Genomic DNA, 21,445 nt, shown 5'->3' with positions numbered 1-21,445 from the left:
AATCTCGCCAAGGTCGCTATCGGGACAGTGCGCCCGGCAGAAACGGGCAAGATGGACGCGACCGCTTTTGTGCCGCGCGGCGAAAAACGGTCATATTTTTGTCATGACAGATCCGCAAGCTCGGCGCTGTCCGTCGAAAACAGCTTGATAACAACAAGGACGACCACATGCCAACGCAAAACCCGCACCGCATCGTCGGTCTGTGCACCTCCAGCAAGGTGTACAACGCACTGACCGAACTCAAGCACCTGGAAGGTCATCGCAGCGCCAAGTTTCTCTCGCTGCTGACGCAAAACCTGGTGCGCAAGGGCCTGCTCAACGAGCAGGAAGTAGTGAACATGCTCGATCAGGTGGTCAACTGACCGACCAACGGTCGTTTGCCCCCGCTGGCATCAATGACCACTATTGAAAGCGTTGATTACTCCTCGAGGCACCCGGACTTTAAAGTAGCTCCACAGATTGATGGAGGTACTTTTCATGTCCCAGGTTCAGATCATGTCCGTTATCGGCAGCGCCGTCCCCGCACAGCTCAGAGAGCTGGGCATGCTCGCCTGCTGGTACCTGGTGCAGGACGGTGTGCAGATCAGCGGCCCGCTCACTTCGCTGCCCGCCGCCCGTGAGCTGTCGCAACGCATCGGCTCCGGCCAGTCCGGCAGGCTCAGCGCCTAAGGCAGCTGCACCCGCGGTTTGGTTTCGATGAAAATGTCCCAGCTGGACATGAACAGGGCCGCGATCAACGGGCCGATGACAAAGCCGTTCAGCCCGAAAATCGCCAGGCCGCCGAGGGTCGAGATCAGGATCATGTAATCCGGCATCCGGGTGTCCTTGCCCACCAGAATCGGTCGAAGCACGTTATCCACCAGGCCGATCACGAAGATCCCGAACAATCCCAGTACCACGCCCTGCCAGATCGCCCCGGTGAGCAGGAAAAACGCCGCCACCGGTACCCAGACAATCCCCGCCCCCACCGCCGGCAACAGCGACAGAAACGCCATCAACACCGCCCAGAGCAATACGCTGGGAATGTCCAGGAACCAGAAAATCAAGCCACCCAGCGCGCCTTGTGTGATCGCCACCAGCAGGTTGCCCTTGACCGTAGCCCGTACCACGCGATTGAACTTGAGCTGCAAACGACGTTTCTGCTGTTCCTCCAACGGCACCGCCGTACGCACCTTGCGCGCCAGTTCCGCGCCGTCGCGCAGGAAGAAGAACAGCAGGTACAGCATGATGAAGAAACTGACGATGAACTCGAACGTACCCTGGCCAAAAATGAAGGCCTTGGCGGCCAGTTCCTGCCCGCCGGTCATCGCACTCTTGACGATTTTCTCTCGCAGCCCGTTCAACTCGCCCATGCCGAAGCGATCCAGCAGGTGCTGGAAATACGGCGGCAGGATGTGCTTGAACTGCGTCACGTACCCGGCGATGTCCAGTTCGCCACTCTCGATGTTCTTGTAGAGCGCGGCCCCCTCCTGGACCAGGAAGATGCCGAGGACTATCACTGGCAGGATCGCGATCAACAGGCAGATGCTCAGCGTGAGCAGTGACGTGAGGTTGCGCTCCCAGCCGAACTTCAGCTGCAGCCGTCGTTGCAGCGGAGCAAAGAGGATGGCGAGGATGACCGCCCAGAACACGGCGCCGTAGAACGGCAGCAGGATCCAGATGAAGGCGACGCTCACCAGGGCCAGAAGGATGGTCAGCGATCTGTCTTTCAGGGTTTCTTCGTTCATATTCGATCCATGCCCGCCGGGACGAAACACTTGCGCCCTGATGTTTAGTCCGCTACGGCTCGCGCGAGTGCCATCTCTTTGTTGATCAGACATAGATCCAGGTCAATAAACGCTTGGCACGGGGCGTTTACCCTGCGCGGCTTTTGCGACGACTCCACCATGAACCTCACCGCGCCAGAACTGCTCGCCCCCGCCGGCACCCTGAAAAACATGCGTTATGCCTTCGCCTATGGCGCCGATGCCGTGTACGCCGGCCAGCCGCGCTACAGCCTGCGGGTGCGCAACAACGAATTCGACCACGCCAACCTCGCCCTCGGCATTGGCGAGGCCCAGGCGCAGGGCAAGCGCTTCTACGTGGTGGTGAACATCGCGCCGCACAACGCCAAGCTCAAGACCTTCCTCAAGGACCTTGAACCGGTGATCGCCATGGCCCCCGATGCGCTGATCATGTCCGACCCCGGCCTGATCATGCTGGTGCGCCGGCACTACCCGCAGATGCCGGTCCACCTTTCGGTGCAGGCCAATACCGTGAACTGGGCAAGTGTCGAGTTCTGGCAGCAGCAGGGCTTGAGCCGGATCATCCTGTCGCGGGAGCTGTCGCTGGAAGAGATCGCCGAAATCCGCGAGCAAGTGCCAGCCATGGAACTGGAAGTGTTCGTGCATGGCGCATTGTGCATGGCCTATTCCGGGCGCTGCCTGCTGTCGGGGTACATGAACAGGCGCGACGCCAATCAGGGCAGTTGCACCAATGCCTGTCGCTGGAAATATTCGGCGCAGCCGGCCACGGAAAACCAGCTGGGCGAAATCGTGCAGACATTCGACCCCGAACCGACCCTGGGCATCGGCGCGCCCACCGATCAGGTGTTCCTGTTGCAGGAAGCCAATCGTCCCGGCGAACAGATGCCTGCCTTCGAAGACGAACATGGCACGTACATCATGAACGCCAAGGATCTGCGTGCCGTGCAGCACGTCGAACGCCTGACGCAGATGGGCGTGCACTCGTTGAAAATCGAAGGCCGGACCAAATCGCACTTTTATTGCGCGCGCACCACCCAGGTTTATCGTCGGGCCATCGACGACGCAGTGGCGGGCCGGGTCTTCGACCGTGGCCTGATGAGCGACCTGGAATCCCTCGCCCAGCGCGGCTACACCGAAGGTTTTCTGCGGCGGCATGTGCATGACGAATACCAGAACTACCAGAACGGCAGTTCGGTGTCGGAACGGCAACAGTTTGTCGGTGAGCTGACCGGGCAGCGCCGGGATCGCATGGCCGAGGTCAAGGTGAAAAACCGCTTCGGCGTGGGCGACCACATGGAGCTGATGACACCCAAGGGCAACTTCCACTTCGATCTGCATCAGTTGCAGAACGCCAAGGGTGGAGCGATCGACGTTGCACCGGGGGATGGGCATACGGTGTATTTGCCGATACCGGATGCGGTGGATCTGAGTTTTGGCCTGCTGATGCGAGATATCAACATGCCGTAGTTCCTGTGGGAGCGGGCTTGCCCGCGAAGAGGCCGGAACAGACACCGAAGATTCCCCGGAGACCCGCAATGACCGACACCCCCCTGTCCCCCAGCGAATTCGAAGCCGCCCTGCGCGCCAAGGGCGCCTACTACCACATCCACCATCCTTTCCATCAAGCCATGTACGCCGGCCGCGCCAGCCGCGAGCAGATCCAGGGCTGGGTCGCCAATCGCTTCTACTATCAGATCAACATTCCCCTGAAGGACGCCGCGATTCTCGCCAACTGCCCGGACCGCGACGTGCGCCGGGAGTGGCTGCAACGGATTCTCGACCACGACGGCGCCCCCGGCAGCGAGGGCGGAATCGAAGCCTGGCTGCGCCTGGGCGAGGCTGTGGGCCTGGATCGCGAGCAGATCCTCTCCCAGGAACTGGTGCTGCCCGGCGTGCGTTTCGCCGTGGACGCCTACGTCAATTTCGCCCGTCGCGCCTGCTGGCAGGAAGCGGCCAGCAGTTCGCTGACCGAACTCTTTGCCCCTCAGATCCACCAGTCGCGACTCGATGCCTGGCCGACCCATTACCCGTGGATCGACGTCGCCGGCTACGACTATTTCCGCACGCGCCTGAGTCAGGCACGGCGCGATGTCGAGCATGGGTTGCGCATCACCCTGGCGCACTACGTGACGGCCGAGGGGCAACAACGCATGCTGCAGATCCTGCAATTCAAGCTCGACGTGCTGTGGAGCATGCTCGATGCCATGAGCATGGCCTACGAACTTGCGCGCCCGCCGTATCACACGGTTACCGGCGACAATGTCTGGCACCGGGGGATCGCCCTGTGAGCCTGATCGATCGCCAGCAGTCACCGGCCTTGCGTCGCGGTTTTCGTCTGCAATGGGAGCCCCGTCAGGACTGCCATGTGCTGCTGTACCCCGAAGGCATGATCAAGCTCAACGCCAGTGCCGGGCAGATTCTCGATCTGGTGGATGGCCAGCGCAGCGTGGCGGCGATCATTGAGCGATTGAGCGCGAATTTCCCCGGCGTACCCGGGATCGACGAAGACGTGCTGGCGTTTCTGGAGGTGGCCCATGCGCAATTCTGGATCGAGTGAGACGCTGCCCGGACCGCCGTTGTGGCTGCTCGCCGAGCTGACTTACCGCTGTCCGTTGCAGTGCCCCTATTGCTCCAATCCGTTGGACTTTGCCCGGCACGGCGAGGAACTGAGCACGCAAGAATGGATTCGCGTATTCCGCGAGGCGCGGGACATGGGCGCCGCGCAGTTGGGCTTTTCCGGCGGTGAGCCGCTGGTGCGCCAGGACCTCGCCGAACTGATCAAGGCCGCCCGGGACATGGGCTATTACACCAATCTGATCACCTCCGGCATCGGCCTGACCGAGCAGAAGGTGCGCGACTTCAAGGTGTCCGGGCTGGACCATATCCAGATCAGCTTCCAGGCCGCCGACGAAGCGGTGAACAACATGCTCGCCGGCTCGCGCAAGGCCTTTGCCCAGAAACTCGCCATGGCCCGTGCGGTGAAGGCCCAGGGCTATCCGATGGTGCTGAACTTCGTCACCCATCGGCACAACATTGACCGGATCGCGCAGATCATCGAGCTGTGCCTGGAGCTGGAGGCGGACTTTGTCGAATTGGCCACCTGCCAGTTCTACGGCTGGGCTGAACTCAACCGCGTCGGCCTGCTGCCCACCCGCGAGCAATTGCAGCGCGCCGAGCGCATCACTAACCAATACCGCGAACGCCTTGAAGCCCAGGGCCACCCGTGCAAGCTGATCTTCGTCACCCCGGACTACTACGAGGAGCGTCCCAAGACCTGCATGAACGGTTGGGCCAACCTGTTTCTCGACATCACCCCCGACGGCACCGCCTTGCCTTGTCACAGCGCCCGGCAGTTGCCGGTAGCGTTTCCCAACGTGCGCGAGCACAGTATCGAGCACATCTGGAACGACTCGTTCGGCTTCAATCGTTTTCGCGGCGACGACTGGATGAAAGAGCCGTGCCGTTCCTGCGACGAAAAGCACAAGGACCTGGGAGGGTGCCGCTGCCAGGCTTTCATGCTGACTGGCGATGCCGCCAATGCCGACCCGGTGTGCAGCAAGTCGCCCCATCACGGGGTGATCCTCAAGGCCCGCGAGGAAGCCGAGGCACCGGGGTTGGGGATCGAACACCTGACGCTGCGCAACGCGAAGGCTTCGCAGCTGATCTATCGCGGCTAACCCGAACGACACAACCCCCTGTAGGAGCGAGCTTGCTCGCGATGGAGTGTCAGAAAAATGGGTGTCGACTGACACACCATCGCGAGCAAGCTCGCTCCTACAGGGGGGCTGTGGTGAATCCAGCCATTGGTCTGATTGCATTCACAGCTGGATGGTTTAGTGTGGTTTCTACCTTCCAAAACAATAAAAACAGGCTTTCCAATGAGCCAGAGTCTCAACCAGTTGCGCAAGTTCGTTTCCCCCGAAATCATCTTCGGTGCCGGTAGCCGGCACAGTGTCGGCAATTACGCCAAGACCTTTGGCGCACGCAAGGTCCTGGTGGTCAGTGACCCCGGCGTGATCGCCGCCGGTTGGGTCGCCGATGTCGAGGCCAGCCTGCAGGCGCTGGGCATCGAATACTGCCTGTACAGCGATGTCTCGCCCAACCCTAGGGTTGAAGAGGTGATGCTCGGTGCCGAAATGTACCGGGAAAACCACTGCGACGTGATCGTCGCCGTGGGTGGCGGTAGCCCGATGGACTGCGGCAAAGGCATCGGCATTGTCGTCGCCCATGGCCGCAGCATTCTCGATTTCGAGGGCGTGGACACCATCCGCGTGCCCAGCCCGCCGCTGATCCTGATTCCGACCACCGCCGGCACCTCGGCCGATGTCTCGCAATTCGTGATCATTTCCAATCAGCAGGAGCGCATGAAGTTCTCCATCGTCAGCAAGGCCGTGGTGCCGGACGTTTCGCTGATCGACCCGGAAACCACCCTGAGCATGGATCCGTTCCTGTCGGCCTGCACCGGCATCGACGCCTTGGTGCATGCCATCGAAGCCTTCGTGTCCACCGGCCACGGGCCGTTGACCGATCCTCATGCGCTGGAGGCGATGCGCCTGATCAATGGCAACCTGGTGCAGATGATCGCCAACCCGAGCGACATTGCCCTGCGCGAGAAAATCATGCTCGGCAGCATGCAGGCCGGGCTGGCGTTCTCCAACGCCATCCTGGGCGCGGTGCATGCCATGTCCCACAGCCTCGGCGGTTTTCTCGACCTGCCCCACGGCCTGTGCAACGCGGTGCTGGTCGAGCATGTGGTGGCGTTCAATTACAACTCGGCGCCGGAGCGTTTCAAGGTGATCGCCGAGACGTTCGGCATCGACTGCCGGGGCCTGAATCACCGGCAGATCTGCGGGCGCCTGGTCGAACACCTGATCGCCCTCAAGCACGCCATCGGCTTTCACGAAACCCTCGGCTTGCATGGCGTCAGGACCTCGGACATTCCGTTCCTGTCGCAGCATGCGATGCACGATCCGTGCATCCTGACCAACCCGCGCGAATCCAGCCAGCGTGATGTCGAGGTCGTCTATGGCGAAGCCCTCTGACGAGCAACAACGGGCCCTGACCGGGCTGCTGGGGCTGGGCAGCCACTCGGCGCGCAAGAGTCATTACCCGGAACTGGCCGCGCGCCTGGATGATCTGGAAGCCGAGCGCAACCGCTACAAGTGGCTGTTCGAAAACGCGGTGCACGGGATCTTCCAGGCCAGCCTGCACGATGGCATGCGCGCCGCCAACCCGGCGCTGGCACACATGCTCGGCTACCAGGACCCGCAGGAGGTGCTGTTCTCCCTGACTGACCTGGGCAGCACCCTGTTCGTCGACGGCGCGCAGGAACTGGAAGCCATCGGCGAAATCCTCAGGCACCAGCGCAGCCTGCACGGCTATGAAACCCGCTTGCGACGCAAGGACGGCAGTCACCTGGATGTGTTGATGAACCTGCTGCTCAAACCCGGCCAGGAAGGCCTGGTGGAAGGGTTCGTCTCCGATATCACCGAGCGCAAACTGGCCCAGCGACGCCTGCAGCAACTCAATGACGAACTGGAGCAGCGCGTCGTCGCGCGCACCGATGAATTGCTCGAAGCCAACCGTAACCTTCAGCAGCAGATCACCCAGCGTAAACAGATTGCCAAGGCCTTGCGCGATGCCCGTGATGCCGCCGAGGCCGCCAACCACAGCAAGGACAAATACCTCGCCGCTGCCAGCCACGACCTGCTGCAACCGCTGAACGCCGCGCGGTTGCTGATTTCGACCTTGCGCGAACGCAAGTTGCCGCAAGCCGAACAGGTGCTGGTGGAACGCACTCACCAGGCCCTGGAAGGCGCCGAAGACCTGCTGACGGATCTGCTCGACATTTCCCGGCTCGATCAGGCCGCGGTCAAGCCGGACGTTGCGTCATACCGCCTCGACGAATTGCTGGGGCCTCTGGTGTCGGAGTTCCAGTCCGTCGCCCAGGCGGCCGGTTTGAACCTGCGGGTGCACCTGGCCGATTACGCCATCAGCACCGACTTGCGCCTGATGACGCGGATCCTGCGCAACTTCCTCAGCAATGCCTGCCGCTACACCGATGAAGGCAGCATCCTGCTGGCGGCAAGGCGTCGGGGCGAGATGTTGCGCCTGGAGGTCTGGGACACCGGGCGTGGCATCGCCGCCGACCGGCTCGATTCGATCTTCCTCGAGTTCAACCAACTGGACGTCGGCCGCGCCGCCGACCGCAAGGGCGTGGGCCTGGGGTTGGCGATTGTCGAGCGCATCGCCAAGATCCTTGGCTACAGGATTGGCGTTCACTCGTTGCCGGGGCGGGGTTCGATGTTCAGCATCGAGGTGCCGTTATCCGACGAGGTTCCATTGCCCGTGAGCCAGGCGGTGCCACAGCCGGGCACCGGCAACCCGTTGCCCGGACGCCGTTTACTGGTGATCGACAACGAAGTGAGCATTCTCCAGAGCATGGGCGCGTTGCTCGGGCAGTGGGGCTGCGACGTTCTGGTCGCCACCGATGAAGCGGCTGCGCTGGCGGCGTTAGGCGGGCAAGCGCCGGACCTAATTCTCGCGGACTACCACCTCGATCACGGGGTGGTCGGCTGTGATGTGGTGCGACATTTGCGCGAGCATTTCCACCAGGATATTCCCGCGGTGATCATTACTGCCGACCGCACCGACCATTGTCGGCGTGCGTTGCAGCGGCTCAACGCCCCCTTGCTGAACAAACCGGTGAAGCCTGGCAAGTTGCGAGCGGTGTTGAGTCAACTGTTGGGGGCGTCTGCCTGATACGGCCGATACTGCAGGGTCAAGCCCAGTGCGGTGGCTTGACCTTGCTCCAGCAAGCGCAACCCCGGCCGACCGGGCAGGTGGTGCGCGTTGACCGGGTGGCTCACCGGTTCGATGCAGAAAAATTCCAGGCCCACGGGGCAGTAGAGCAGGTAGTAATCGCTGCCGGTGGCCTGGCAGTCCAGTTCGTATCCGAGGTCGGGCTGGCGGATCAGGCAGTGGCCGTTCCATTCGCAGAAGCCGTTGTCCACGAGCGATTCGGGCAATGGCTTGAGCTGCTGAAAATCCCACTCGACCGGCAATGCGCTGAGTTGCGTCGGTAGTTTTTTCTCATTGCACAACCATACCTCTCGGGCTGCGGCCTGCAGTTGGGTGTTGGCGGTGCGCGGCAGATACGGATGCAGTCCCAGTCCATGCCAGGCGGCATGTTCGGCCAGATGCGTAACGCTCAATTCGATGCTCAGCTTGCCCGCGTTCAAATGGAAACGTTGCCGGGCGCGATAAGCGAAAGGGGTTGTGCTGTCGAGTTGCAGGACCACTTCATTTTCCGACCGGGAAACCACCTCCCACGTCTGCTGCCAGGCGCTGCCATGGATCGGCAGGGGATCGGTGAGGCTGTTGGGCGCCAGTGCCAGCCAGCCATCGGGGCAATCGAAACCGCCTTCGGCAATGCGGTTGGACCAGGGGATCAAGGGAAAGCAGCCGAGCTTGCCGGGCAGGCCGGTGTTCAGGGCGTGCTCATCGGCGTGGCGCAGCAAGGGCTGTCCGCTGCTGCGCACGGTCCAGTTGACGATGCTGGCGCCGAGTTCGGGGGCGAGGGTCAGCTGAGTGTATTCGTCTTCGAGCTCGAGAAGTGCGGGCGTCATCGTCATCACTGATCCTGAAATCGCGGTTCCGGCAATCCCTTCACGCCAGGATCGAGCGCGAACACCCCCCCGGCCAGTGATTGCCGGTCATGGTCATCGCCGGGGCGGATCGAGGTCACGAACAGTGTGTCCAGTCGAAGGCCGCCGAAGGCGCACATGGTGGGTTTTTTCACCGGTACGGAGAGGGAACGGTCAAGCCGGCCGTCGGGGGTAAAACGGTGGATCAAGCCGGCGTCATTGGCGCAAATCCAGTAGCAGCCATCGGCGTCGACCGCCGCACCGTCGGGTCGACCTTCGTGCCGGTTCATGTCAACGAACACGCGGCGGTTGGAAGGGGTACCGGTTTCGATGTCGTAGTCGAAGGCCCAGATCTGCTGGACCTGCGGATGGGAGTCGGACAGGTACAGGGTGCGCCCGTCCGGGCTGAAGCCCAGGCCGTTGGGCACGATGAACCCGCTCAGCCTGGAATCGAGCGGCCCGCGTTGTCCGGCGCTGTAGCGGTACAACCTTCCGTCGGCGGCGTTGGCGGCCATGTTCAGCACCATGCTGCCGGCCCAGAAGCGGCCCTGACGGTCGCAGCGGCCGTCATTCAGGCGCATGTCGGCGCGGGCATGGTCGACGTGGGCCAAGGGTTCACTGTCGAGACTGCCGTCGTTGCGCGGATGCAGGCGAAAGAACCCGCTTTCCATGCCGGCGACCCAGCCGCCGTCAGCATGAGGCGCGATGCAAGCGAGCATTTGCGGGGTTTTCCAGGTAGCCACCTGCCCGGTGTCGGCACTCCAGCGCTGTAAACCGCCGGCGGGAATATCGACCCAGTACAGAGCGCTTTCCTCAGGCACCCAGACCGGGCTTTCACCGACTGCGTTACGGGCGTCGACAATCAATTCGGCTTGCATGGCAACTCATTCCCTTGGTTCTTGTTGTGGGGATCAAGCGGGGTGCGAAGGTTCAGTCACCGAACGGGCCGGCTACGCAAAAGGCGCCGCCCTGGTACAGCCGCGCCGGATCATCGGCGGCAGGCATCGGCTGGGTTTCGATTTTTTCGCGGAACTGTTCGGAGCTGTCCTGCGCGACAAAACCCAGGGCCGTAGCGTAGCGGTTGTCCCACCAGACGTCCTTGTTGTCGGACACGCCGTAGACCACGGTGTGGCCGACGTTCGGGGTGTACAAGGCGCGTTCGAGCAGTTGCGTCAGGTCGCCGAAACTCAGCCAGGTGCTCATCATCCGCCGGTTGTGCGGCTCGGGGAACGAGGAGCCGATGCGCACGCTGACGGTCTCGATGCCATAGCGGTCGAAGTAGAACGTGGCCATGTCCTCGCCGTAGGACTTGGACAGGCCGTAGTAGCTGTCGGGGCGGCGAGGGGAGTGGGCGTCGATGACTTCGTCCTGCCGGTAGAAGCCGATCACATGGTTGGAACTGGCGAAGATCACCCGCTTCACCCCATGGCGGCGCGCGGCTTCGTAGATGTGGAACACGCCACAGATGTTGGCGCCGAGGATCTGTTCGAACGAGTGCTCGGTCGACACGCCGCCGAAGTGCAGGATCGCGTCCACGCCTTCGACCAGTTGATGCACCGCTTGCTTGTCGGCGAGGTCGCACGGCATCACTTCTTCGCGATCATCGATGGCGGGCGCGATGTCGGCGATGTCCGACAGGCGAATGACATTGGCGTAAGGGCGCAGGCTTTCGCGCAGGACTTTGCCGAGGCCACCGGCGGCGCCGGTCAGCAGCAGGCGGTTGAAAGGGGGGCGGGCGGTTGCTGTGGTCGTCATGGGAATCCTGGGTGCGCTGTTATTGGTTTGTTGTAGGTTGTCGTATGACTTGGTTGAAGTATCGTTAGGCTTTCCGGCTCTTGTCAACGCGGCATTGGTGGAAATTGACGGAGGGTCGTCCTGTCTTGTCCTGTCCGTCCTGTGGGAGCGAGCTTGCTCGCGATGAACCTGAGAACGCCACGGGGTATCAGGTTTCCAGCGTTATCGTTGACGACCATCGCGAGCAAGCTCGCTCCTACAGGGGGGGGATTTGATCCCGGGATTTACAACAACGAAATCGGGTAGCTGATGAAAATGCGGTTTTCATCGAATTCGTTGGTGCTGAAACTCTTGCGGATACTCGCGTTACGCCATTTCACGTTGAGGTTTTTCAGCGCACCGCTTTGCACCGTGTAGGCCAGTTCGGATTCGCGGCCCCATTCCTTGCCATCGGTGATCGCGCCGGTGTGCACGTTGTCACCGCTGATGTAGCGGTTCATCAGGGTCAGGCCGGGAATGCCGAGGGCGACGAAGTTGTAGTCGTGGCGCGCCTGCCAGGACTTTTCCCGGGCGTTGTCATAGCTGGAGTTGTAGCTGTCGTTGGCCAGGGTGCCGCCGCTGGTGCCATTGACCCGCATCCACACGTCGTCGCCGGTGAGCTTTTGCAGGCCGACATAGAAGGTGTTGCCGCCATATTTGGCCGAGAGCAGGGCAAACGCGGTCTTGTTGTCGAGGTCACCGGCCTTGGCGCTGCCGTCTTCCTTGCCGATGAAATAGCCCAGGTTGGCGCCCAGGGTCCAGTCGCCGACGGGTTGGCTGTGGGTCAGGTTGAAGTATTGCTGCTGGTAAATGTCGCTGAGTTCCGAGTACCAGACGCCGACCTGCGTGCGCTTTTCATTGAACGCGTATTCACCGCCGCCGAAGTTGAAACGGTCGGAGCTGAACGCCGTTTTACCGTTCATGAACATGTCTTCCATGCTCGCGTCATTGCGCGGGCTGTTTTTCTGGAATTGACCGCCATACAGTGTCAGGCCGCTGATTTCGGTGGACGTCACCTGGGCGCCCTGGAAGGTCTGCGGCAGCGAACGACCGTCGTCGGAACGCAGGATCGGCAGCACCGGCATCCATTCGCCGACCTTCAATTCGGTTTTCGAAATCTTGCCTTTGAGCGCCACGCCCAGGCGGCCGAAGTTGTCGGCGGGGCGGCCGTCGTCGTGGATCGGCAACAGTTGCGTACCGCCAGTACCCTTGCCGCCATCGAGCTTCTGCGAATACAGGCCCAGTACGTCTAAACCGAAGCCCACGGTGCCCTGGGTGAACCCGGACCTGGCATCGAGTATGAAGTTTTGCGTCCACTCCTCAGCCTTGCCCTGGGGGTAGGCCGGGTTGGTGTAGTTGCGGTTGATGTAGGCGTTGCGCAGGTTCAGCGTGGCCTTGGCGTCGTCGGTGAAACCTGCGGCCTGGCCGGTGATGGGCAAGGCGAAGGCCAGCCCGCTGCAACCGATCAGGCTCAGGGTATGACGACGAGAAGGGTATGCACGCGAAGAACGGGCGGACGAATTGCGGACGAGCTTGCTCACTGTGACGCTCCCTTGTTTCTTGTTTTTATAGTTGTCATACGTCGTCGTACAACATTGCGAGCGATATTTGCGGGATTTTTGGGGGTTGTCAATCGGAAGTTATACGATGACTTGTGGCGGGGTGGATTAGACGTTCAGCTTTCTGACTGCGGCTGTACGAAGATTCGTTTTCCCCTGTCGCCGCAGTCCAGAGCGGATGCTAGTCTTGCTCAACGCTGTTGTCGGGGACCCGCATGGGCAATCACAAGATCGAGATTCGTCGCAGTAACGTCGAAAAAATCCTGCTGGGGGCGGAAAAGGTCTTCGCTGAAAAGGGCTTCGGCAGCACGGCCATGGCCGACATCGCCGCTGAAGTGCAACTGCCGCGTTCCAACCTGCATTACTACTTCAGCACCAAGACCGAACTGTACAGCGCGGTGCTGTTCGATTTGCTGGAAGTCTGGAAGCAGGACGCGCTGTGCTTCGAGATGTTCGACGACCCGCGCGTGGTGCTCAGCAGCTACATCCGCGCCAAGATGAACCATTCCCGCAGCCGGCCTTATGGTTCGAAAGTCTGGGCCAACGAAATCATCCACGGCGCACCGACCCTCGGCGCAGCGCTGGATGCGAGCCTGTACGACTGGGCCAAGATGAAGGAAGCGAAAATCCGCCAGTGGGTGGACGACAAACGCATCCTGCCGGTGGAGCCGTCGAGCCTGCTGTACATGATCTGGGCCTCGACCCAGCACTATGCCGACTTCGATCACCAGGTGAATATTCTCAACGACCACCAGCCGCTGTCGGACATGCAATTTGAAAAAGCAGTGCAGACGGTGACCCGTGTGATTTTGCGGGGGATCGGGTTGGAGCCTTGAGGTTTATGTTGACTGTGCCGGCCTCTTCGCGAGCAAGCCCGCTCCCACAGGGGATCTCGGTGTTTATGCGATCCCTGTGGGAGCGGGCTTGCTCGCGAAGGCGCCAGATCAGGCGCCGCAGATTTCAAGGGCTGACGTGATACGGATTCCTCGGATCATGATTCCAGTCCAGGAACGGCTTGCCAGTCTCCACCGGCACCATCTCGATACAGTCCTGCACCGGGCAGGTGATCTGGCACAGGTTGCAGCCCACGCACTCCTCATCGATCACCTGATACTTGTGCGTGCCATCCGCTTGCTTGAGGCTGGCCACGGCCTGGTGCGAGGTGTCCTCACAGGCAATGTGGCAACGACCACAGCCGATGCACGCCTCCTGGTCGATTTTCGCGATCACCTGGTAGTTGATGTCCAGGTACTTCCAGTCCGTGGTGTTGCCCACCGCGCGCCCGGAAAATTCCGCGACGCTGGCGTAGCCCTGACTGTCCATCCAGCGTGACAAACCGTCCTTCATGTCTTCGACAATCCGGAAGCCATGCAGCATCGCCGCCGTGCACACCTGCACCGCGCCGCTGCCCAACGCGATGAATTCCGCAGCGTCGCGCCAGTTGCTGATGCCGCCGATGCCGCTGATTGGCAAGCCTTGGGTCTGCGGGTCACGGGCGATTTCGGCGACCATGTTCAAGGCAATCGGCTTGACGGCCGAGCCACAGTAACCGCCGTGGGTGCTCTGGCTGCCGACCATGGGATTGGCCACCATGCGCTCGAGGTTGACGCTGGTGATCGAGTTGATGGTGTTGATCAGCGAAACCGCATCGGCACCGCCACGGTGGGCCGCACGGGCGGCGACGCGGATGTCGGTGATGTTCGGTGTGAGCTTGACGATCACCGGCAGCGAGCAATAGGTCTTGCACCAGCGCGTGACCTGTTCCACGTATTCCGGTACCTGGCCGACCGCGGCGCCCATGCCGCGTTCCGGCATGCCGTGGGGGCAACCGAAGTTCAGTTCGATGCCGTCGGCGCCAGTGGCTTCCACCAGCGGCAGGATGTGTTTCCAGGATTCCTCGACGCAGGGCACCATCAAGGACACGATCAGCGCGCGGTCCGGCCAGTCCTTTTTGACCTGGGTGATTTCCCGCAGGTTGATCTCCAGCGAGCGGTCGGTGATCAGTTCGATGTTGTTAAAGCCAAGCACCTCCCTGTTCGCCCCGAAGTGCGCCGAGTAGCGCGACGACACGTTGACCGCCGCCGGATCTTCCCCCAGGGTTTTCCAGACCACGCCGCCCCAGCCGGCCTCGAAGGCGCGGACCACGTTATAGGCTTTGTCGGTGGGTGGCGCGGAGGCCAGCCAGAATGGATTGGGTGCCTTGATGCCGGCGAAGACAATCGACAGATCGGCCATTTACGCAGCCTCCACGTTGAGCATCAGTTGAGTGTTGATCGCCTCGGCGGCGCGCTTGCCATGTTGCACCGCTTGCACGGTGAGGTCTTGATCGAGGCTGGTGCAGTCGCCGCCGGCATACACGCCGGGGATGCTGGTGCGCAGCTGTTCATCGACGGCGATGCGCTCGCCCTGACGCTTGAGTTCGCGCGCCAGCGGATCGGCGAGGGCGTCGCTGTCGAAGGCCTGGCCAATGGCCTTGAAGATCGCGTCGGCGGCCAGTTCAAAGGTTTCACCAGTGGTTTGCAGGCGACCTTCGACCAGATGGGTGCGGGCGAAACGCATGCCGCGCACCCGGCCGTGGTCATCGAGCAGCACCTCTTCAGGTTGCGCCCAGGTCATCAGCCGCACCTGATTGGCTTTGGCAATCTCCTGTTCGTGATGGGTGGCGCCCATGTCTTCAGCGCCGCGCCGGTACACCAGGTTCACGTCACGGGCGCCGAGACGGGCCATTTGCACGGCCATGTCGATGGCGGTGTTGCCCGCGCCGAGGACGATGCAATGGTCGGCCAGGGGCAATTGGCTCAGGTCATCGGCCTGGCGCAGTTCGCGGATGTAGTCGGTGGCGGCGAGCAGGCCGGGCGCGTCTTCGTGGGCCAGGCCCAGTTGTTTGCTGGCGTTGAGCCCGAGGCCGAGGAACACCGCATCGAACTGTTGATGCAGTTCGCTGAGGGTCAGGTTGTCCCCGAGCTTGTGCCCGTGGCGGATTTCGATTCCGCCGATTTCCAGCAGGAACTCAAGCTCCCGTTGCGCGTAGTCGTCCACCAGTTTGTATTTGGCGATCCCGTATTCATTGAGGCCGCCCGCTTTTTCCCGCGCCTCGAAAATCACCACGTCATGCCCGTGCATGGCGCTGCGGTGGGCGCAGGACAACCCGGCTGGACCTGCGCCCACCACGGCGATGCGTTTGCCGGTGGCGGCAGCACGCGGGAACGGGTGAGTGCTGAAGTGGGCGTTGTCCACGGCGTAGCGCTGCAACAGGCCGATCATGACCGGCGCGCATTCGTGGGCGTTGTTGCGCACGCAGGCTTGCTGGCAAAGGATTTCCGTCGGGCACACCCGGGCGCAACTGCCACCGAGGATGTTGGCCGAGAGGATCTTCTGCGCGGCGCCTTGCACGTTGTCCTGCTGGATATTGCGGATGAACGAGGGAATGTCGATTTCGCTCGGACAGGCATTCACGCAGGGCGCGTCGTAGCAATACAGGCAGCGCGAGGCTTCCAGGTGCGCCTGGCGCTCGTTGAGCGGCGGCGCCAGATCGGTGAAATGGCCGGCGAGGGCGGCCGCATTCTCAACGGGATGCGGAAGGTGGTCCAGGGTCTTGATCACGGTGTTGGCCTCACGGTTATTTGAGGTGCTGCCTCTGAATGGGCATTGTTTTTTGTGTTGTCTGTGCGGGCCTCTTCGCGAGCAAGCCCGCTCCCACAGGATCTCGGGTGTTCACAAAACCTGTGGGAGCGAGCTTGCTCGCGATAGGCCGCAGGCCGCAGGCCGCTTTCAGCGTTTCACAGCAACAGGCTGATTCAACTCGGCCCGCTTGCTCAGCAAATCAAACACCGCCGGGTACGCCGGCCGTTCGATGTAGCGCCCGGCGCCACGCTCGGCCCGCAGGTCGCCGTCGGCCCAGACCACCCGGCCCTGGCTGATGGTGTGACTGGGCACACCGCGCACGGTCTTGCCTTCGAAGATGTTGAAGTCCACCTGCTGATGGTGGGTCTTGGCGGAAATGGTCCGCGTGCCTTGTGGGTCCCACAGCACCAGGTCGGCATCGGCCCCCACGCGAATCGCGCCTTTGCGTGGGTAGAGGTTGAAGATCTTCGCGGTGTTGGTGGACGTCAGCGCGACGAATTGCTGCATCGAGAAGCGTCCGCTGTTCACCCCTTCATCCCACAACACCGCCATGCGGTCTTCGATGCCGGCGGTACCGTTGGGGATCTTGCTGAAGTCGTCGCGACCGGCGGCTTTTTGCTCGGCGCAGAAGCAGCAGTGGTCGGTGGCGGTGGTGTGCAGGTTGCCCGATTGCAGGCCATGCCAGAGCGCCTCTTGATGACCGCGAGGGCGGAACGGCGGGCTCATCACATAACCGGCGGCGGTTTGCCAGTCCGGGTGGCGGTAGACACTGTCATCCAGCAGCAGGTGCCCGGCCAGCACTTCGCCGTAGACCGGCTGGCCCTTGCCCCGGGCGTAGGTGATTTCGTCGAGGGCTTCCTTGGTCGAGACATGGACCAGATACAGCGGCGTACCCAGGGTTTCGGCGATGCGGATCGCCCGGCTCGCGGCCTCGCCTTCAACCTGTGATGGCCGCGATAGCGGATGCGCTTCCGGCCCGGTGATGCCCTGGGCCATCAGCTTGCGTTGCAGGTGATAGACCAGTTCGCCGTTTTCCGCATGCACGGTCGGCACCGCGCCCAGTTCCAGGCAGCGTTCGAAGCTCGCCACCAGGGTGTCATCGGCGGCCATGATCGCGTTCTTGTAGGCCATGAAGTGCTTGAAGCTGTTGACGCCGTGCTGGCTGACCAGTTCGGCCATTTCCTCGCGGACCTGTTCGCTCCACCAGGTGATGGCGACGTGAAAACCGTAGTCCGACGCCGACTTCTCGGCCCAGCCGCGCCATTGATGGAAGGCTTCAAGCAAGGATTGCTGCGGATTGGGAATCACGAAGTCGATGATCGAGGTGGTGCCGCCGGCCAGTCCCGCCGCCGTGCCACTGTAGAAGTCTTCGCTGGCCACCGTGCCCATAAAGGGCAGTTGCATGTGGGTGTGCGGGTCGATACCGCCGGGCATCAGGTATTGGCCGCTGCCGTCGAGCACCTCGGCGCCTGCAGGGATATCGAGTTTTTCGCCGATGGCCTTGATCACGCCGTCTGCGCAATACACATCGGCGCGATAACTTTCATCATGGGTAATAACGGTGGCGCCACGAATCAACAGAGACATTCCGAGTTCCTCGCAGGCAATGACCGGCTTGTGCCGGCTCTAGATGTTTTATATGACGCCAGCGTCAACAGGTGTATTCCTGTCAGTGCTGTCAGGATTAAACGCTAGCTGCAGTTATTCGAATCGGCAAGAATATTTTTTATAAGCTTATACAGTTATTAACAGATTGATATTTAAGGATTAAATACAAGAATCACCAAAATGGTGAGCGACCTCACCATTTTGACGCACTTGACAGGATCGAAAAATAGTCAAGATTTCTTATGTGAAATCAGCTGTTTGAGTATGGTCTATGGTTGATGCGCAGCCATTGAAAAAAAGATCAACGCACCAGTTTGAGTCCTGACTGTCCGGACAACTTGCCTGGCATTCGGCCTGAGTGGCCTGACAAATAGTCGAGTCAGCGAATAAAACCGATAAACATCAGTGGGTTGCAATGTGTTTATGGAACTGCCCGATGCGTAATCGGGGTGCCCGGCACGTTTATTGATGCCGCCAGCCCCCGATGAGCAAAAAAATAATTCAAAGAACAGTGGAGCGGCCATGCAACAGATCAGATCGCAAGTGACCGAGCGCGACGGCTTGTTCGAGCTGGAAGCCGGCAGCGATGTACTCGACAGTCCCCGTTACAACCACGACATTGCACCGACCAAGGTGCGCGAACGCACCTGGAACAAATGGCACATCACCGCGCTGTGGGTGGGCATGGCGATCTGCGTGCCGACCTACACCCTCGGTGGCGTGTTGACCGCGTACTTCGGCCTGACGGTCGGTGAAGCGCTTCTGGCGATTCTGTTTGCCAACATCATTGTGCTGATTCCCCTGACCCTGAACGCCTTTCCCGGCACCAAGTACGGCATTCCCTTTCCGGTGTTGCTGCGCTCGTCCTTCGGCGTGCTCGGTTCCAATATTCCGTGCCTGATCCGCGCCCTGGTGGCGTGCGGCTGGTTCGGCATCCAGACCATGTTCGGCGGGTTGGCGATTCACCTGTTCCTCGGCTCGGTGTTCGAGGGCTGGAAATCCCTGGGCGGCACCGGCGAGGTCATCGGCTTCATGGTGTTCTGGGCGCTGAATCTGTGGGTGGTGATACGCGGCGCCGAGTCGATCAAATGGCTGGAAACCCTGTCTGCACCGCTGTTGGTACTGGTGGGCGTAGGGCTGCTGGTCTGGGCCATGCCGAACGTGTCGATGACCGAGTTGCTGGCGATTCCGGCCAAGCGTCCCGAAGGCGCCGGGGTGGCCAGTTACTTCGCCGCCGGGCTGACCGCGATGGTCGGTTTCTGGGCCACGCTGTCACTGAACATTCCGGACTTCAGCCGCTACGCGAAAAGCCAGAAGGATCAGATTGTCGGGCAGATCATCGGCCTGCCGCTGACCATGTTCCTGTTTGCTTCCCTGGGTGTGGTGATGACCGCGGCCTCGGTGAAACTGGTGGGCGTGACGGTATCCGATCCGGTGACCCTGATCGGCCATATCCAGAGCCCGGTGTGGGTCGCACTGGCCATGGCGCTGATCATCATCGCCACGCTGTCGACCAATACCGCAGCCAATATCGTGTCGCCGACCAATGACTTCCAGAACATCGCCCCCAAGGTGATCAACCGCACCAACGCCGTGCTGCTGACCGGGTTCGTCGGCTTGGCGTTGATGGCCCATGAGTTGTTGAAAAAACTCGGCCTGATCGTGTCCGACCTCAGCCTGGAAACGGTCTATTCCAACTGGTTGCTCGGCTATTCCAGCCTGCTCGGGCCGATCGCCGGGATCATGGTGGTGGACTATTTCCTGATCAAGAAACAGCAACTGGACCTTGCCGGCCTGTACCGCGATGACGTGTATCCGGCGTGGAACTGGAGCGGGTTCATTGCGTTTGGCGTGCCGGTGGTGTTGACGCTGCTGTCGCTTGGCAGCGATGTCTTCAGCTGGTTCTACAGCTACGGCTGGTTCACCGGCTCGGCGTTGGGTGGGGTTATTTATTACGGGTTGAGTGTGATGCGGCCCAGCGCATCTGTCGCGAAATCTGCGGTGTAGCGGCTGGCCTCTTCGCGAGCAAGCCCGCTCCCACATTTGGAATGCATTCCCCCTGTGGGAGCGGGCTTGCTCGCGAAGGCGGCCGCACAATCACCAACGAATTGCCTGAAGAAACACACAAGAACAGCCAGAGGAGATCATCATGAACGCGGCCGTCGACGTTCTGCAGTCCAGCCATCAACACATCAACCGCGACCGCCTGTGGCAGTCGCTCATGGAACTGGCCAAACTCGGCGCCACGGTCAAGGGGGGCGTGTGTCGCCTGGCCCTGACCGATCTCGATCGCCAGGCTCGGGACATCTTCGTCAAATGGTGTGTCGATGCCGGCTGCACCGTCAGCATCGACGCTGTCGGCAACATCTTCGCCCGTCGCCCCGGGCGCAATCCCGACCTGCCACCGGTGATGACCGGTAGCCATATCGACACCCAGCCCACCGGTGGCAAGTTCGATGGCTGCTTCGGTGTGTTGGCGGGCGTCGAGGTGCTGCGCACCCTCAATGACCTGAACATCGAAACCGAAGCACCGCTGGAGGTGGTGGTCTGGACCAACGAAGAAGGCTCGCGCTTTGCCCCGTGCATGATGGGTTCCGGTGTGTTCGCGGAAAAATTCACCCTCGAAGAAACCCTGGCCAAGGTCGATGCCGATGGCGTGACTGTGGGTGACGCGTTGAATGCCATAGGCTACGCCGGCCCGCGTAAAGTCAGTGGCCACAAAGTCGGGGCCTATTTCGAAGCCCATATCGAGCAAGGCCCGATCCTGGAAGACGAACGCAAGACCATTGGCGTGGTCATGGGCGCGCTCGGGCAGAAGTGGTTCGACCTGAAACTGCGTGGCGTCGAAGCCCACGCCGGCCCGACCCCGATGCACCTGCGCAAGGACGCCCTGGTCGGCGCCGCGGTGATCGTCGGTGCGCTCAACCGCGCCGCCCTCAGCCATCAACCCCATGCCTGTGGCACCGTCGGTTGCCTGCAAGCCTATCCCGGCTCGCGCAACGTCATTCCCGGCGAAGTGCGCATGACCCTGGACTTCCGCCACCTGGAACCTGCACGCCTGGACTCGATGATCGCCGAAGTGCGCGAAGTCATCGAAACCACCTGCGACGAACATGGCCTGACCTACGAACTCACCCCGACCGCGGACTTCCCGCCGTTGTACTTCGACAAGGGCTGCGTCGAGGCGGTGCGCGGTGCCGCCCAAGGTTTGGGCCTGTCGCACATGGACATCGTCAGCGGAGCAGGGCACGACGCGATCTTCCTCGCCGAGCTCGGTCCGGCCGGGATGATCTTCGTGCCCTGCGAAGGCGGTATCAGCCACAACGAAATCGAAAACGCCGCGCCGGATGATCTGGCGGCCGGGTGTGCGGTGTTGTTGCGGGCGATGCTGGCGGCTTCCGAGGCCATCGCGAAGGGGAAACTGGCGGCTTGAAGATCAAAAGATCGCAACACCCAACCGGTTCATCATGCGTAATCCGGACAAATTGGC

Annotated in this window: 19 protein-coding genes; 11 read left to right on the top strand and 8 right to left on the bottom strand. The window is 61.6% G+C overall.

Annotated features, from left to right (window positions below; genetic code table 11):
- Positions 1-167 precede the first annotated feature (167 nt).
- Both AC3WN7_RS19325 and AC3WN7_RS19320 read left to right on the top strand, forming a co-directional pair.
- The gene (locus AC3WN7_RS19325) at positions 168-362 is read left to right on the top strand and encodes a hypothetical protein (RefSeq protein WP_007976845.1); all 195 of its coding nucleotides are present in this window, start codon (positions 168-170) and stop codon (positions 360-362) included.
- A gap of 115 nt (positions 363-477) precedes the next feature.
- The gene (locus AC3WN7_RS19320; RefSeq protein ID WP_102674556.1) at positions 478-669 is read left to right on the top strand and encodes a hypothetical protein; all 192 of its coding nucleotides are present in this window, start codon (positions 478-480) and stop codon (positions 667-669) included.
- Here AC3WN7_RS19320 and AC3WN7_RS19315 read toward each other — a convergent pair.
- Positions 666-1,727 carry an AI-2E family transporter gene (locus AC3WN7_RS19315; RefSeq protein ID WP_102674555.1) on the bottom strand — a complete coding sequence of 354 codons (1,062 nt, stop codon included), beginning with the start codon at positions 1,725-1,727 and terminating at the stop codon, positions 666-668. The genes AC3WN7_RS19320 and AC3WN7_RS19315 overlap by 4 nt on opposite strands.
- Positions 1,728-1,886: 159 nt before the next feature.
- On the opposite strand from AC3WN7_RS19315, the gene trhP reads away from it, so the two are divergent.
- The 6 genes from trhP to AC3WN7_RS19285 all read left to right on the top strand — a co-directional run bounded on the left by trhP (position 1,887) and on the right by AC3WN7_RS19285 (position 8,507).
- Positions 1,887-3,212: a prephenate-dependent tRNA uridine(34) hydroxylase TrhP gene (gene trhP, locus AC3WN7_RS19310; protein ID WP_102674554.1), complete on the top strand. Its 1,326-nt coding sequence runs from the start codon at positions 1,887-1,889 to the stop codon at positions 3,210-3,212.
- Positions 3,213-3,280: 68 nt separating this feature from the next.
- The gene (gene pqqC, locus AC3WN7_RS19305) at positions 3,281-4,033 is read left to right on the top strand and encodes a pyrroloquinoline-quinone synthase PqqC (RefSeq protein WP_095967647.1); all 753 of its coding nucleotides are present in this window, start codon (positions 3,281-3,283) and stop codon (positions 4,031-4,033) included.
- Positions 4,030-4,302 carry a pyrroloquinoline quinone biosynthesis peptide chaperone PqqD gene (gene pqqD, locus AC3WN7_RS19300; RefSeq protein WP_007972043.1) on the top strand — a complete coding sequence of 91 codons (273 nt, stop codon included), beginning with the start codon at positions 4,030-4,032 and terminating at the stop codon, positions 4,300-4,302. The genes pqqC and pqqD overlap by 4 nt, the downstream gene beginning before the upstream one ends.
- Positions 4,280-5,422: a pyrroloquinoline quinone biosynthesis protein PqqE gene (pqqE, locus tag AC3WN7_RS19295; RefSeq protein WP_102674553.1), complete on the top strand. Its 1,143-nt coding sequence runs from the start codon at positions 4,280-4,282 to the stop codon at positions 5,420-5,422. Before pqqD ends, pqqE begins: the two co-directional genes overlap by 23 nt.
- 201 nt (positions 5,423-5,623) lie before the next feature.
- Positions 5,624-6,787, top strand: coding sequence for an alcohol dehydrogenase-like regulatory protein ErcA (ercA, locus tag AC3WN7_RS19290; RefSeq protein WP_007972176.1), 1,164 nt, complete (start codon positions 5,624-5,626; stop codon positions 6,785-6,787).
- On the top strand, positions 6,771-8,507 hold the full coding sequence (locus tag AC3WN7_RS19285) for a PAS domain-containing hybrid sensor histidine kinase/response regulator (RefSeq protein WP_102674552.1): 1,737 nt from the start codon (positions 6,771-6,773) through the stop codon (positions 8,505-8,507). The genes ercA and AC3WN7_RS19285 overlap by 17 nt, the downstream gene beginning before the upstream one ends.
- Here AC3WN7_RS19285 and AC3WN7_RS19280 read toward each other — a convergent pair.
- From AC3WN7_RS19280 to AC3WN7_RS19265, 4 genes are all read right to left on the bottom strand, one after another.
- On the bottom strand, positions 8,483-9,373 hold the full coding sequence (locus AC3WN7_RS19280; protein ID WP_102674592.1) for an aldose 1-epimerase: 891 nt from the start codon (positions 9,371-9,373) through the stop codon (positions 8,483-8,485). The two genes, AC3WN7_RS19285 and AC3WN7_RS19280, sit on opposite strands and share 25 nt — an antisense overlap.
- Before the next feature lie 5 nt (positions 9,374-9,378).
- Positions 9,379-10,269 carry an SMP-30/gluconolactonase/LRE family protein gene (locus tag AC3WN7_RS19275; protein WP_102674551.1) on the bottom strand — a complete coding sequence of 297 codons (891 nt, stop codon included), beginning with the start codon at positions 10,267-10,269 and terminating at the stop codon, positions 9,379-9,381.
- Between the two features lie 52 nt (positions 10,270-10,321).
- Positions 10,322-11,146: an NAD-dependent epimerase/dehydratase family protein gene (locus AC3WN7_RS19270; protein ID WP_102674550.1), complete on the bottom strand. Its 825-nt coding sequence runs from the start codon at positions 11,144-11,146 to the stop codon at positions 10,322-10,324.
- Between the two features lie 263 nt (positions 11,147-11,409).
- Entirely contained in the window at positions 11,410-12,705 is a 1,296-nt protein-coding gene (locus tag AC3WN7_RS19265) for an OprD family porin (protein WP_102674549.1), read from the bottom strand.
- Positions 12,706-12,938: 233 nt separating this feature from the next.
- Here AC3WN7_RS19265 and AC3WN7_RS19260 point away from each other — a divergent pair, with 233 nt between their 5' ends.
- A complete protein-coding gene (locus AC3WN7_RS19260) occupies positions 12,939-13,559 on the top strand; it encodes a TetR/AcrR family transcriptional regulator (RefSeq protein ID WP_095967653.1) in 621 nt (206 codons plus the stop codon).
- A gap of 124 nt (positions 13,560-13,683) precedes the next feature.
- Here the strand turns inward: AC3WN7_RS19260 and preA are convergent, their stop codons facing one another.
- The 3 genes from preA to hydA all read right to left on the bottom strand — a co-directional run bounded on the left by preA (position 13,684) and on the right by hydA (position 17,934).
- Positions 13,684-14,958, bottom strand: a complete 1,275-nt coding sequence (gene preA, locus AC3WN7_RS19255) for an NAD-dependent dihydropyrimidine dehydrogenase subunit PreA (protein WP_102674548.1) — start codon at positions 14,956-14,958, stop codon at positions 13,684-13,686.
- Positions 14,959-16,326 carry an NAD(P)-dependent oxidoreductase gene (locus AC3WN7_RS19250; RefSeq protein WP_102674547.1) on the bottom strand — a complete coding sequence of 456 codons (1,368 nt, stop codon included), beginning with the start codon at positions 16,324-16,326 and terminating at the stop codon, positions 14,959-14,961.
- A gap of 168 nt (positions 16,327-16,494) precedes the next feature.
- Complete coding sequence (gene hydA / locus AC3WN7_RS19245) at positions 16,495-17,934, bottom strand: dihydropyrimidinase (protein ID WP_102674546.1); 1,440 nt, start codon at positions 17,932-17,934, stop codon at positions 16,495-16,497.
- Between the two features lie 543 nt (positions 17,935-18,477).
- Between hydA and AC3WN7_RS19240 the strand changes: the two genes are divergently transcribed.
- The gene (locus AC3WN7_RS19240; protein ID WP_095967656.1) at positions 18,478-19,962 is read left to right on the top strand and encodes an NCS1 family nucleobase:cation symporter-1; all 1,485 of its coding nucleotides are present in this window, start codon (positions 18,478-18,480) and stop codon (positions 19,960-19,962) included.
- A gap of 142 nt (positions 19,963-20,104) precedes the next feature.
- Positions 20,105-21,388: a Zn-dependent hydrolase gene (locus tag AC3WN7_RS19235; RefSeq protein ID WP_102674544.1), complete on the top strand. Its 1,284-nt coding sequence runs from the start codon at positions 20,105-20,107 to the stop codon at positions 21,386-21,388.
- The last annotated feature ends 57 nt before the right edge of the window (positions 21,389-21,445 follow it).

Source organism: Pseudomonas sp. FW305-70 (genome assembly GCF_058783925.1).
The sequence above is the reverse complement of the archived record's forward strand: the minus strand, read 5'-3'. Positions and strand labels throughout refer to the sequence as shown.